The sequence below is a fragment of the Paenibacillus sp. FSL W7-1088 genome, assembly GCF_037969855.1.
Classification (GTDB): domain Bacteria; phylum Bacillota; class Bacilli; order Paenibacillales; family Paenibacillaceae; genus Paenibacillus.
On the sequence record NZ_CP150216.1, the window covers coordinates 2,351,782 to 2,364,298 of the forward strand.

A 12,517-nucleotide genomic window follows, 5' to 3' on the forward strand; every position below is an offset into this window, starting at 1 on the left:
TATGGCTGTACAGCTGCCTTCGATATTTGCCGAGCGAATGAAAAGCTTGTTAGGCGATGAATTTGAACAATTTATGAAATCTTATGAGCAGTCGCCACATGCGGGGCTGAGAGTGAATACGTTAAAAATATCGCTGGAACAATTCAAGGAAATTGCTCCATTTGATATGCGACCCATTCCGTGGTGCGGAACGGGTTTTTATGTGCCTCACGGGGTTAAGCCGGGGTTACATCCTTATTATCATGCGGGTCTGTATTATATCCAGGAACCAAGCGCCATGGCCCCGGTTGAATTATTGAATGTGAAGCCCGGGGAACGTGTGCTGGATCTGTGTGCTGCTCCTGGCGGGAAAACAACCCAGATCGCAGCCAAGCTTCAAGGTAAAGGTGTACTGGTTACGAACGATATCCATGCGGAACGTACGAAAGCACTCGCCAAAAACGTGGAATTGTATGGAGTACGTAATGCTGTTGTATTAAATGAATCACCGGAACGGATTGCGAATGCATTTCCTCATTATTTTGACAAAGTGTTAATCGATGCGCCTTGCTCTGGTGAGGGCATGTTCCGCAAAGATGAGGACATGGTGAAATCTTGGGAAAACCATTCGGTGGAAAAATGTGTGCTGATGCAGCGCGATATTCTGGAGACTGCGGCCAAGCTGCTTGCTCCAGGGGGAACCATCGTATATTCCACATGTACGTTTGCGCCGGAGGAAAATGAAGCGATGATAGCGGAATTTCTGAACATCAATCCTGATTTTGTGGTGTATGACATCCCGGAAAGTGCTGGATTTGCTCCAGGACGACCGGAATGGGTGCATCAGATGTTGCCCGAAAAAGCAGAAGAGACGGAATCTGTGCTGGAGCAAACGCGCGGCACTGCGAGGTTATGGCCTCACCTGTTGGAAGGGGAAGGTCATTATGTTGCTGTATTGCAGCATCGTGCTGCATCACTTGCAGAAGAAGACGGAAGTCAAGAACAGGGTAGCGGATCACAGAATGGACAGGCAGTGAGCGCAAACTTCTCGGAACCAACTGAATTGGTAGATCCATTCATCCGTGCATCTGCACCAATCAGTAAAGAAGAGCGGAAACGGGAACGTTTAATGAGAACCGAATCCAGAGAGAGCAATGACAGGCATACCCGTGGTGGCAAAGCTCAAGGAAAACAGGGCAAAGGAAACGATCGTGGTGGTCGCAAAAACGAACGGAGTCAGGGACGAGGAGCCGATCAGGCGAGTGTTGATCCAGGAACGGTGTATGCTCAATTTGTACAAGATAATCTGAGAATCGAGCTTGCTGGAGAAACAGTGTTTTACGGTGATCGCGTGTATCAATCTTCTGTGGGTGCTGCTCGTCTGGAAGGGCTCAAGGTTATTCGGCCAGGGTGGTTTATGGGTACCGTGAAGAATGGGCGATTTGTGCCCTCCCATCCGCTTGCATGTGCTTTGAATGCAGCTGAAGCCCAGAGATCCGTTAATTTATCTTCGGCAGACGGTGAAGCGGTAAGGTATCTCAAAGGAGAGACGTTGAACATCGAAGAAGTGCGAGTTGAACGCCAAGCAGATACCGCTGCTAAAGGTTATGTGTTGGTGTGTGTGGACGGATATGCGGCTGGCTGGGGGAAATGGCTGGATGGTGTACTGAAAAATGAATATCCGGCAGGCTGGAGGTGGACATCGGTATGAGCGGAAAAGGCAAACAAACGCTGCGTCTGGATAAAATATTGAGTCATATGGGTGTGGGGTCTCGAAGTGAGCTCAAAAAGATGGTGAAGCAGGGTAGAATCCGTGTGGACGGAAAACCAGTGAAAGATAGCGGTGTACAGGTTAATCCGGACGTAAACGTTATTGAAGCCGATGGAGAGCGGATTGTGTATCGGGAAATGATCTACCTGATGCTGCACAAACCACCTGGCGTGGTGTCGGCAACCGAAGATAATCGGGATAAAACGGTGATTGATCTGCTACGTAAAGAGGAGCGTGTCTTCGATCCGTTCCCTGTGGGACGACTGGACAAAGATACCGAGGGCCTGCTCATTCTAACGAATGATGGGCCACTTGCCCATGATCTGTTATCCCCGCGTAAACATGTGCCCAAGACGTATGAAGCCCGTGTGCTGGGAAACGTTGACGAAGAAGATATTGAAAAATTCAAAGCCGGCATTCAGCTGGATGATGGATATGAGACGTTGCCTGCGGAACTGACTGTGCTGGATCGTGAGGACACGGAAGAGGGCGTGTTTTCTTCCATTTCATTGATCATTCATGAGGGCAAGTTTCACCAGGTGAAAAGGATGTTCCAGGCTGTAGGCAAACGCGTAGTTTATTTGAAACGTGTTGCCATGGGTGATCTGGAGCTGGATGCCAATCTGGAAATTGGCAGTTATCGCGAACTAACCGCAGACGAGTTAGATCGTCTGCGGAAGTAACAGCTCTCGTCCTTCGCAGAGCGGAGCAGGGAGTCTGGGCAGGATGCGAAACCCTGCCCACCGCACCAAAGGTGCAACAGCTCCCGTCCTTCGCAGAGCGGAGCAGGGAGTCTGGGCAGGATGCAAAGCCCTGCCCACCGCACCAAAGGTGCAGCAGCTCCCGTCCTTCGCAGAGCGGAGCAGGGAGCCGGGCAGAAGGCGAAGCCCTGCCCACCGCACCAAAGGTGCAACAGCTCCCGTCCTTCGCGAAGCGGAGCAGGGAGCCGGGCAGGGGGCGAAGCCCTGCCCACCGCACCAAAGGTGCAACAGCTCCCGTCCTTCGCGAAGCGGAGCAGGGAGTCTGGGCAGGATGCGAAGCCCTGCCCACCGCACCAAAGGTGCAACAGCTCCCGTCCTTCGCGAAGCGGAGCAGGGAGCCCGGGCAGGGGGCGAAGCCCTGCACGTAATGGTCCCGCTTGAGCTTGGGCGGGACCGTCGCTGTCAAGCGGCAGACCCGGCAACAAGCGCTCCCACGCCACCCGTCACATAGCAAGATCGAAACCGCCGCCGGTAGACGAGACGGGAGTCCAGAGGGCAGGGCCCTCTGGGGCCCTCCCTCGGAAGGGAGGGTTTGGGTGGGTGCGACTCTTTTACAGATAAGGAATGAAGACAATGACAATTAAATTAATCGCACTGGATGTCGATGGAACGCTGCTTAATGATCATCATGAACTTACCGAATTAACGCAAGAGACTTTAATTCGTGCTTCCCGTCAGGGCGCTGAGATTGTCCTGTGTTCAGGCAGAGGTCCTGCGAACACGATCCCGTTTATGGAGCAGATGGGCCTTGACGGGTATGTCATTACACATAATGGTGCAGTTACTGCTCAGGTCCAGACTCGTGAAGTCGTGCACCATTTTGCTATGGATGGACATGGACTGGAGCCGTTCATAACTTACTGCCGTACGCAAGGTGTGCATTTTGATATCAACACAGCGTTTGGACTCTATGTAGATCAGCCGGAAGGTTTGGAGCTGCAGGTACGTGAAATGTATCAAAACTTCATGGCAGAGCCATTAAAGCTGCCGCAATGGGCAGATATGACAGAGCCGCTTGCAAAATTCACTGCGTTTGGACCCATTGAGCAGATGAATGCGGTGCAGCAGGAGTGGTCGACCTGGAATCTTCCTTATTATATGACGCGCAGCGGTGATTTTTTCATTGATCTGATGCATCCCGAAGCCTCCAAAGGTGCAGCTCTAAAAAGACTGGCCGACGCCAAAGGAATCCTGCCTTCCGAGATCATGGCGGTAGGTAACTACTACAATGACATTACCATGTTGACCTTTGCGGGCAAAGGGGTTGCGATGGACAATTCCCCGGAGGAAGTCAAAGCTGCTGCGGATGAGGTTACACTTTCGAACAACGATCAGGGTGTGGCCCACGCTATTCAAAAACATGTGTTGTTGTCCGTCTAACGTACACGATTAAAATCTGATTAGACGCTGTATCTTATAAACTGTCGCTCTCAAGGGCAACCTAATAGAACAACGTTAGGAATTGAGGGGGACAGGTACATGGAACTAAAAGTAGAGCTGATTCCTGATCTTCGTACATCAGGTGGGGAAGTGCAGGATATTATGGTGGACGGTCAATACGTGGGTTCGCTGCTGCTGGTGTTCAGAGAAGGAGACCGGGTATCCGGCAGCCTTCAGATCGAGCAGGATTCGCTAATTGACGAGACAGAACATGATATTGTGGAGCAGGTGCACGAATATATTCGTTCTCTCGCGGATGCGGTAAGTGCTGCTGAATATGAAGTGCTTGTAAGCTGCGGTACATTGTATTCTGTGTTACAGAAAACAGAGTCTCCAATGGATGAGTTCATTCAGTCTTCACGGTCTGAAGATAAGTATAGTCACGATGGGAAAAGTGATCGGGCTGGTGTAAATGATGTACGCGTCATATCCGGCTCACAAGCCGAATCATTTACATATGAAGACCCGGAACATTTGCTGGAGATGGAGCTGGTAAGCGCCGGACGCAGCATATCAACCTATATATTTAATGACCCCAATGGACAGGAGCTGGCCGAAGCCTCTCTGAGACAATATGGTGCAGATGTACAGGGCGAGATCCATTGGTATGATGAACCGGCGGAGAGTTATCAGGATGCGGCTGCCGAGCTGCTGGTACGAGAGCTGGATGAAGAAGTTATCGATACGATTACGATCCGCATGTGGCATCAAGGGCAGGAGCTGGAATCGGCGGAATGGGTGCACCGGGATTTTGCGGATGAGGTTGAGTTAGAGTCCGAAGAAGATCTTGAAGAGATTGAAGCTGCTGAAGAAGCCTGCTACGTCATGCTGGTGCGCAAAGATCGGGAGTTTCGAGTATATGACTTGTTTCTTCAAGAACGCGGAGGGCTACCTGTAGGTACAGCAACGATCGATACCTCACAAGCGGATTTGTCAGGATATATGGATTATCAGGTTCCGGGCACAAGTGCTCAGCGAAAGAGTCTGGTTGAAGTTCTGATGCGGGAGCTGGACAAAGAGCTTGAATTTGATACATTACATCTCACGATGTTATATCGAAATCAAATGATTGATGAAGCGAAGATCGAAGGGTAAGAGGCACAGCCTCTTGCCTTTTTGTTTTCTTTTTGACGAACAAGCCATTTCCCGGTATAGTACCATTAGTTTAAGAGAGACCTGGAAGTGGAGGAGAATCATGAAGCACTCATTCAGTATCACATCAGACTACATTAATGACGAATTTAAGGCATTGCAGGCTCAGCCGGAAGACACGGAGAAGGTGATGTCTCTGCTTATGGAAACAGCCGAATGGCTGCGGAGCCAGGGATCTTCTCAATGGAATGCTTTGTTAAAAGGTGAGGATTCTCATCATACGGCGGAGGCGATTCAGCGTGGGGACGTATTTGTATTTAAGAAGGGCTCTGACGTTGCTGGCATGGTTATTTTGATGAGTCATCCAAGTGCATGGGATGTGCATTTGTGGGGAAGCAAAGCGCATGCCGGGGATGGTGCACTTTATCTGCACCGATTAGCCATTCGCAGAAAGTATGCCCAGAGTGGACTGGGACGGGCGATTCTGCAATGGTCCAGCAGTGGGATCCAGTTTGAGGATAAACATATCGTCCGATTGGATTGTGGAGCGGACAACGCAACATTGAACGCATTCTATACGCGTAACGGCTATACTTTTGTGGGAGAGACAGATGGCTTCAGTACGTATGAGAAGGCGGTCACACACCGGTCTGTATAACACTGTATCCAACATATCTAGTGCATTCAAAAAGCCGGGAGCTACCATTGCTCACCGGCTTTCATTTGCGTGTGGACAAAGAGGTTGAACTTTCAAACCATACATCCGCTTCTTAGCCGAGCATCTCCTGAATATGTTGTATATACGTCTCCGGAGTGAGGGCTTACGCTCAAACAAGATGAAAAAGATGAACGTATAGTAAATAAAGGCAGCCAGAGAGCGGTTACTTCCGGTGAAGTTGACACAGTACCTAACAATATTCGTCATGTCGTCAGCGTCAGAACCAACATGGTACAATGGATATTGAAATGAATTCTATTATTCAGCTGTAAATGACCTAGTGATAAGGAATCTCATTTTGTACCTTTACTGAACATATGTTCTGATATATCATGATTGAAGATGTAATGAAAAGACTTATGCTAGAAAGGGGGAAACTAACGGTGAGATTGCTGCAGGCGCTTTTCTTTCCTCCGGAGCAGCCCGGAGGTGTATCCTCTATGATTCCGTATATGCAAGAGAGGTTTACAACCCCGAGGTGGGAGATGGATCTGTTCTCACTGCCTAAGCGAATTCGCAACAAGGGCAGAGAAGATATCCAGTTTGAGACGTTCGATTGGACGCAGTATCAGGATAGTCCTGTCGTGCAAAAATATATGCAAACCTACCGGGATTACTTGTGGTGGACCAAGCTGCGTATTCAGAAGCCTTACGATCTGATCCATGCCCATCACCCTATTGCGGGGCTTGCAATGAAGAAGGTTTTCCCGGATGTTCCTCTCATTCAAACGATCCACTCCAGTTATGAGCGAGAGCTGATTCTGAATGGACGCATTGAGCCGGATGGACCGGAGCATCAATTCTTGCTGGCCATCTATGGTGAGCTGGAGCACCAGGCAGAGCGGTTGTTAACGGTGTCGGATTCTTTCCGTCGTTATCTGGCGCCCTATGTGCAGCATCCCGATGTTATCGGTGTAATTCCGAACGGTTTTGATGAGAAACGGTTTAAACCCATTCCCCATGAGAATGCGATACCACAGCTGGTCACCGTATGCCGCCTGGTTCCGGCGAAAGGGCTGGATATTCTGTTCAAAGCCTGTGCCGAACTGAAAGCGCGGGGACATGACTATGTGCTTCATATTATTGGGGACGGACCGATCCGTCCGGACTTGGAAGAATTGGCCCAACGGCTGGGCATTTATAATGAGACTATTTTTTATGGTTACACGCTGCACCCCGAGGAATTCATGCCATTTTTTGATATCTTTGTGCTTCCTTCGCGGGCGGAGGCGTTCGGGTCTGTTTTTGCGGAGGCAGCGCTTAGCTGTCTTGCCCTTGTAGGTACAGATGTTGGCGGCATACCAGAGCAGATCGAAAACGGCAGTAATGGCTTGCTGGTGCCTTCAGAAGATCCATCTGCATTGGCAGAAGCGCTGGAGAAGGTGATGGTTGACCCGGCGTATCGTTATGAGCTTGCCCGTTCGGCATGTGAGAAGGCCAAAACCCATTACTCTTTGGGCAGATCAGTCAATGAACTGAAAAAAATGTATTTACAATTTCCGAGCCAGGTCTAGTTTCTGAAAAGGGAAAGAAGGAAGCCGCTGTGAGAACAGCGGCTTTTTTATGTTTAGGGAAATGATGTTTCGCAACAAAAGGATACGTTGTTATAGATGTTTTTTGCGTCCGCGAAAGCTTCCCCATCGATCCATTACTAATTTTGCACCCCAGACCAGTGCCAAACTGCCGAAAATGGGGTAAAGAATAGAGAGCAGGGAACTGAATCCAAACTGGCTGAGCGAATAACATAGCAGCATGATGGCCAGTATGATTAGTTTGGGATGTACGTGGACATGCTGTCTGAGTTGGAGGGTCATTCCATAAATATCGGCTACAAACGTACTGAAGATTTCCATGAAAATCAGAGATACATAGATAGACTGGACTACCCATCCAAGTTGAAAGGCAATGCTGCCCATCGGAATTTCAAATTGTGTGATGCCAGGCATCTGGGCCGACATGGCGAAGTGGGCTGCCATAAGCATGAATCCTACACCAATTCCGCCCAGAACGCCGCCCCATTTCAGTACCTTTCGGCTGCGAATCTGATTCCCCACCGGAACGAGTACAGCTTGGGCAAGAGCCAGGTTGAATGAAGCATACAACAGAGGAGATAACCAGACCCGTATTGGATTGCTGTCGGTGGTTAATGTAATAAATCGGTTTGCGCCGGGATGATTTATGGTGCTGATGATCATAAGCAGAGATAGCAGAAGCATCATGGGCACTACGATACTGTTCATTTGCAGAATGGCCTGAATGCCCCGTCCAAGCAGCAGATAAGTACCGATAAGGGTGACAATCAGTCCGGTCTGATAATGAAGTCCCAGATGCTCTACAAAGACCGACCCTGCTCCTGCCAGCATGACACTGTTTACTCCAATGAGGATCAGAAGGGTAACCCAGGTAATCCAGTTTCCTGCTTTATGGCCGAATAGATGTTTGTTGAGATCTTCGTATGAGCGCGAGCCGGTATCATGGGCAATCAGCATCATTTTTGTACCTAACCAGACAAAGAGCATGGTCGATAAGCCGATGGTAATGGTGGCCCATTTGCCATACTGGGTAAAAAACTGCAATATCTCCTGCCCTGTTGCAAAGCCGGCTCCAACTACCGTTCCAATGTATGTAAATGCGATCTGCAGCACCCGAAATGCCTGTTTCATGCGTTTCCCCTCTCAGGCCCCTGAATAGTTTGGACATGCGGGTGCCATGGTACAAGGTATGCTTGACCCGTCAAACTCATGACAATTGAAGTATGGCAAAGGGTCATTTAACATGCTCTGAACAAGAGCAAAGGCAATTTCGCTTGAACTGATAGCGGGATCTATGATACTTTTACGTCATAGGAACGGCTTGGGAGGTCAAATTATGGAAGTATTGAAACAACGAATTTTACAAGAAGGCGTAGTCATGTCAGATCAGGTGCTGAAGCTGGATGGTCTGCTGAATCACCAGATTGATCCTGCATTGACGATGGAAATGGGAAGGGAATTTGCCGCTCGTTTTCGTGAAAGTGGTGTAACTCGGGTCATTACAGTGGAGTCTTCCGGGATTCCGGTCGCCTTTGCTGCTGCACATGAACTGGGTGTTCCGCTGGTATTTGCCCGTCGCAAAAAAACACTTTTGGCTGACCCCGATGCCTACTGTGAAAGAGTACCTTCTTTTACCAAAGGGATTGTAACGGATATTATGGTGTCCCGTGAATATATTCATGAGAATGACCGTATTTTGTTTATTGACGATATCATTGCCAATGGCGATGCCGCTCGTGGTGTCATCAAAATTATCGAACGTTCGGGTGCGGAACTGGTTGGATTCGGTGTCGTGGTCGAAAAATGTTTTCAGGCCGGAGCGCGCACCATTCGTGAGCAGGGCATTCCGGTTGAAGCGTTGGTGCGTATTCGTTCTTTGAACGATGGCACCGTGCAATTTGACGATAACGAATTGTGACTTTTTAAAGGAAAAAGTGCCTATTTTTATAACAATGCCTTTGCATGACCGCTGATTTCATTTATAATGGGGTTATGTTAGGGAGAGGAGGCAACACCATGGGTAACCAACCGGCAACAGAACAATTTTTTATTGATAAGCTGGCGGAATCGAAAGTACATTTTGAGCGTGCCCTGGATTGTAAACATACGGAATTCGATGACCTTTATCCCTATATGATTGAACATCCTCAATTTTTCTGGTACAAACGCTACGTTGCCTGGTCAGAATTGCTGACGATTGTAGGCTTGTGCGAAGAGTTGTCCTTCTCTTGGAAAGAACAATTTACACCGCATCAAGTGGAGTACCTTGAAGAACGTGTGATGTCCGCCAAAGTGCTTGATTTTTGGTTTGAGAAGAACGACAGCAAAGAGCACGCGCAGCGGTAACTTTCAGTCGGGACATACTTTCGAATGACATGACAGTCCAATACAGTCACGTGAGACCTAAATGACTTTTCATTTAGGTCTCTTTTTGTAAATAATTTTTTTGGGAAAGTAGGCGCCATGAATATGATCAGTGATGAAGAATTGGATGCACTGCGTTTATCGGGTGAAAAAGTAAGGGTAGTACGGGACGAAATTCAGTCCAATGATGTGACAGGCATTGTGGTTGCCTGGGACGGGGAGCAGGTGCTCATTCGCCGTCAGAATCGTCGTGTGGTCAAGCTGGACCGGAATTATCAGTATCAGTTGTTCAGCGAGCCACGTAAGAGTCCGCTCGAAGAATAGGACATGCGTTTTTTAGGTTCATTTACCATGGGTGTTTTGGCATAATTGCACCTCTCGGGTGAAAAGATAGGTACAGTGAGAGCTTGTAACATATCAGCCGAGAGGATGTGCGGTAACCATGACATTGATGAATGATAAGGTTCATGCCTATAAAGATCAGATTGGTGAATTAAGCGACGTGCTGCCAGCTGTGGTGAAGTCTTATCATGAGTTCACTGGAGAATGTTTTCAGGCTGGGGAAATTGATGCCAAGACCAAACAGCTGATTGCACTGGGCATTGGTTTGTTTGCAAACAATGAGGTATGTACGTTTTACCATGTGGAAGAGGCGCGTGCCAAAGGAGCGACCGATCAGGAGATTATGGAGACGGTTGCTGTGGCTGGAGCCGTAGGCGGAGGCCATGCGTTGTCTCAAGGTGCAATGAGAGTACAGAAGGCTCTACATTAAGTATAGAAGTCTACAGCACAGCGGATTTGTAAACAAAAGCCCCAAAACAAAGAGGAGGTCCCGGATTCACCCGGAGCCTCCTCTTTGCGCTATTTCCAATCAAACTTATATTTTGCCCAGCATTTTGTTATACATAAACTGACCTGTTACCCGGCGTGCTGTTACATAACGATCATTGAAATATGGATTGGATAATTGGGTGATGCTGACACCCTTACTGCTGGAAGCATGAGCGAACTGTCCGCCCCCGATATATACTCCTGTATGAGAAATGCCATTGCCCATCGTATTAAAGAATACCAGGTCACCTGTACGCAGATTAGCTTTGGATACCGGTGTTCCGGCCTTCGCTTGCTGCTGGGAAGTACGTGGTAATTCAATGCTATATTTGTTGAAAATATATCTCATAAATCCAGAGCAATCAAACCCGGCGAGTGTCGTGCCGCCCCATTTGTAAGGAATGCCTGTCATGTTGTTAACGACGGTGTTAATACTGCTTGCCTCTGTGCTTGCTGCACCGGATGTAAATAGAACTGCTGCTCCAAAAATAGAAATGATAAGCTTTTTCAAAATTGTTGTTCTCCCTTCGATGCCTACGGAGTTAGCTAAGGGTTCGGTAGAAGGTTCCCTATATTTCCTATGTATAAGAATAATTCACCCAAAATGGTTCCCCCGTTTTCAAACATGAAACTCGGCAAATGAATAATTAAGTTTTTGTAACCTTTTGAAACTATATTGCATAAATGCGAAAATGTCAAACCGATCTTGAACCCTTCTTATCATCTCAATGTTAACGGAATTATCGCTTTTTATGTAGAAATAACTCGAATGATGGGTTCTAATAAATGACAAAAAAGTAACTACTGTTTCAGAAGGAGAGAAATTGGACAATTTATTGGCTTTCTCACATCCAATTAGACGATAATTATAGGTTGTCCAAAGAATTTGTTACATGTTGTTGCAAATATTGACAAAATTCATCTTTTTGCATAGAATTCTTTTTGTGCATTCCATTTATTGGATTAAAAGAAATAGTTTGATTATAAAACAAATATAAGGGGGATAGATTAGCAGGGGAACAGTTTGCAGAAAATGAATTGAGGAGTGTTTCTAATCTATGTTGAAGGCAAAAACAAGGTTTGCATCTTTGGTTATGGCATGTACAATGGTTTTCTCCGTTGTCGGAATGGTATTTCAGCCTGCTGCTAAGGTCTCTGCTGCAGACGCCTCTGGAACGACAGCAAGTATCTCGGACATTTTGAAGAATCAACATCCAGACGGGGGATGGAAGAAGGATTACAAAGAAACAAGTGGTGAGTGGGCCAAATCTACGATTGATAACAAAGCTACATACTCAGAAATTAGAAGGTTAGCCAAGGAATTCAAAAAGACGAATGATCCGCGTTATTCGGCTGCTGCCATCAAAGGAATCAACTTTTTGCTGAATATGCAGTACTCCAATGGGGGTTGGCCACAGGTATACCAAAGCTCCGGTTATCACAAGCACATCACCTTCAACGACGATGCCATGATTAATGTCATGTACATGCTGGATGAAGTAGGTGCACGTAAAGGAGATTTCTCATTCATCGACAGCTCTCTTGCAGATCGTAGTAAAAAATCAGTTGCCAAAGGTGTAGAGGCTATTCTCAATACACAGGTTGTAGCGAACGGTAAACTGACTGCATGGGGGCAGCAGCATGATTCCAGTACCCTTAAACCTGCAGGCGCTAGGATTTATGAAGTGCCTTCTCTGAGTGCTGGAGAGAGCAGTACAATTGTGAAGTTTTTAAAAACTAGACCGGCTAACTCCAAAATTACTGCCTCCATCAAAGCGGCAGAAGCCTGGTTCAACAAAGTTAAAATTACTGGTTACAAGTATGTCAGAGAAAACGGAGACAGCCAACTCATTGCAGATTCAGGTGCAGCGCCAATTTGGGCACGTTTCTATGAAATTGGAACGGATAAACCAATCTTCGTAGGACGTGATGGGGTTGTGAAATACAAACTCAGCGATATCGATAAGGAAAGAAGAGGTGGGTATGCCTGGTACGGCAACTGGCCCTCCAAGATCTAATTTATAAAATG

Annotated in this window: 14 protein-coding genes and 1 riboswitch; of the genes, 12 read left to right on the forward strand and 2 right to left on the reverse strand. The window is 47.5% G+C overall.

Annotated features, from left to right (window positions below; genetic code table 11):
- The first annotated feature begins 1 nt into the window (after window position 1).
- The 7 genes from MKY42_RS10905 to MKY42_RS10935 all read left to right on the forward strand — a co-directional run bounded on the left by MKY42_RS10905 (window position 2) and on the right by MKY42_RS10935 (window position 7,275).
- Window positions 2-1,690 carry an RsmB/NOP family class I SAM-dependent RNA methyltransferase gene (locus MKY42_RS10905; protein ID WP_339850916.1) on the forward strand — a complete coding sequence of 563 codons (1,689 nt, stop codon included), beginning with the start codon at window positions 2-4 and terminating at the stop codon, window positions 1,688-1,690.
- Window positions 1,687-2,433 carry a pseudouridine synthase gene (locus MKY42_RS10910; protein ID WP_179265235.1) on the forward strand — a complete coding sequence of 249 codons (747 nt, stop codon included), beginning with the start codon at window positions 1,687-1,689 and terminating at the stop codon, window positions 2,431-2,433. Before MKY42_RS10905 ends, MKY42_RS10910 begins: the two co-directional genes overlap by 4 nt.
- A gap of 43 nt (window positions 2,434-2,476) precedes the next feature.
- Window positions 2,477-2,962 carry a hypothetical protein gene (locus MKY42_RS10915; protein ID WP_339850919.1) on the forward strand — a complete coding sequence of 162 codons (486 nt, stop codon included), beginning with the start codon at window positions 2,477-2,479 and terminating at the stop codon, window positions 2,960-2,962.
- Between the two features lie 122 nt (window positions 2,963-3,084).
- The gene (locus MKY42_RS10920) at window positions 3,085-3,891 is read left to right on the forward strand and encodes a Cof-type HAD-IIB family hydrolase (protein WP_179265234.1); all 807 of its coding nucleotides are present in this window, start codon (window positions 3,085-3,087) and stop codon (window positions 3,889-3,891) included.
- Between the two features lie 99 nt (window positions 3,892-3,990).
- Window positions 3,991-5,046, forward strand: a complete 1,056-nt coding sequence (locus tag MKY42_RS10925) for a hypothetical protein (RefSeq protein ID WP_090895644.1) — start codon at window positions 3,991-3,993, stop codon at window positions 5,044-5,046.
- 100 nt (window positions 5,047-5,146) lie between these two features.
- The gene (locus tag MKY42_RS10930) at window positions 5,147-5,701 is read left to right on the forward strand and encodes a GNAT family N-acetyltransferase (RefSeq protein ID WP_339850925.1); all 555 of its coding nucleotides are present in this window, start codon (window positions 5,147-5,149) and stop codon (window positions 5,699-5,701) included.
- A 443-nt stretch (window positions 5,702-6,144) separates the two neighbouring features.
- Entirely contained in the window at window positions 6,145-7,275 is a 1,131-nt protein-coding gene (locus MKY42_RS10935; RefSeq protein WP_090895650.1) for a glycosyltransferase family 4 protein, read from the forward strand.
- 90 nt (window positions 7,276-7,365) lie between these two features.
- Here the strand turns inward: MKY42_RS10935 and MKY42_RS10940 are convergent, their stop codons facing one another.
- Window positions 7,366-8,424, reverse strand: a complete 1,059-nt coding sequence (locus tag MKY42_RS10940; protein ID WP_090895652.1) for a hypothetical protein — start codon at window positions 8,422-8,424, stop codon at window positions 7,366-7,368.
- A gap of 205 nt (window positions 8,425-8,629) precedes the next feature.
- Between MKY42_RS10940 and MKY42_RS10945 the strand changes: the two genes are divergently transcribed.
- The 4 genes from MKY42_RS10945 (at window position 8,630) to MKY42_RS10960 (ending at window position 10,429) form a co-directional block, all read left to right on the forward strand.
- Window positions 8,630-9,211: a xanthine phosphoribosyltransferase gene (locus tag MKY42_RS10945; protein ID WP_063564778.1), complete on the forward strand. Its 582-nt coding sequence runs from the start codon at window positions 8,630-8,632 to the stop codon at window positions 9,209-9,211.
- Between the two features lie 98 nt (window positions 9,212-9,309).
- Window positions 9,310-9,639: a hypothetical protein gene (locus MKY42_RS10950; protein ID WP_024629266.1), complete on the forward strand. Its 330-nt coding sequence runs from the start codon at window positions 9,310-9,312 to the stop codon at window positions 9,637-9,639.
- Between the two features lie 123 nt (window positions 9,640-9,762).
- Entirely contained in the window at window positions 9,763-9,981 is a 219-nt protein-coding gene (locus tag MKY42_RS10955) for a hypothetical protein (RefSeq protein ID WP_339852848.1), read from the forward strand.
- Between the two features lie 118 nt (window positions 9,982-10,099).
- On the forward strand, window positions 10,100-10,429 hold the full coding sequence (locus MKY42_RS10960; RefSeq protein ID WP_339850933.1) for a carboxymuconolactone decarboxylase family protein: 330 nt from the start codon (window positions 10,100-10,102) through the stop codon (window positions 10,427-10,429).
- Between the two features lie 105 nt (window positions 10,430-10,534).
- Here the strand turns inward: MKY42_RS10960 and MKY42_RS10965 are convergent, their stop codons facing one another.
- On the reverse strand, window positions 10,535-10,999 hold the full coding sequence (locus tag MKY42_RS10965) for a C40 family peptidase (RefSeq protein WP_090895654.1): 465 nt from the start codon (window positions 10,997-10,999) through the stop codon (window positions 10,535-10,537).
- Window positions 11,000-11,004: 5 nt separating this feature from the next.
- Window positions 11,005-11,136, reverse strand: a riboswitch (cyclic di-AMP (ydaO/yuaA leader).
- Between the two features lie 410 nt (window positions 11,137-11,546).
- On the opposite strand from MKY42_RS10965, the gene pelA reads away from it, so the two are divergent.
- Window positions 11,547-12,506 carry a pectate lyase gene (gene pelA, locus MKY42_RS10970; protein ID WP_090895657.1) on the forward strand — a complete coding sequence of 320 codons (960 nt, stop codon included), beginning with the start codon at window positions 11,547-11,549 and terminating at the stop codon, window positions 12,504-12,506.
- Window positions 12,507-12,517 lie beyond the last annotated feature (11 nt).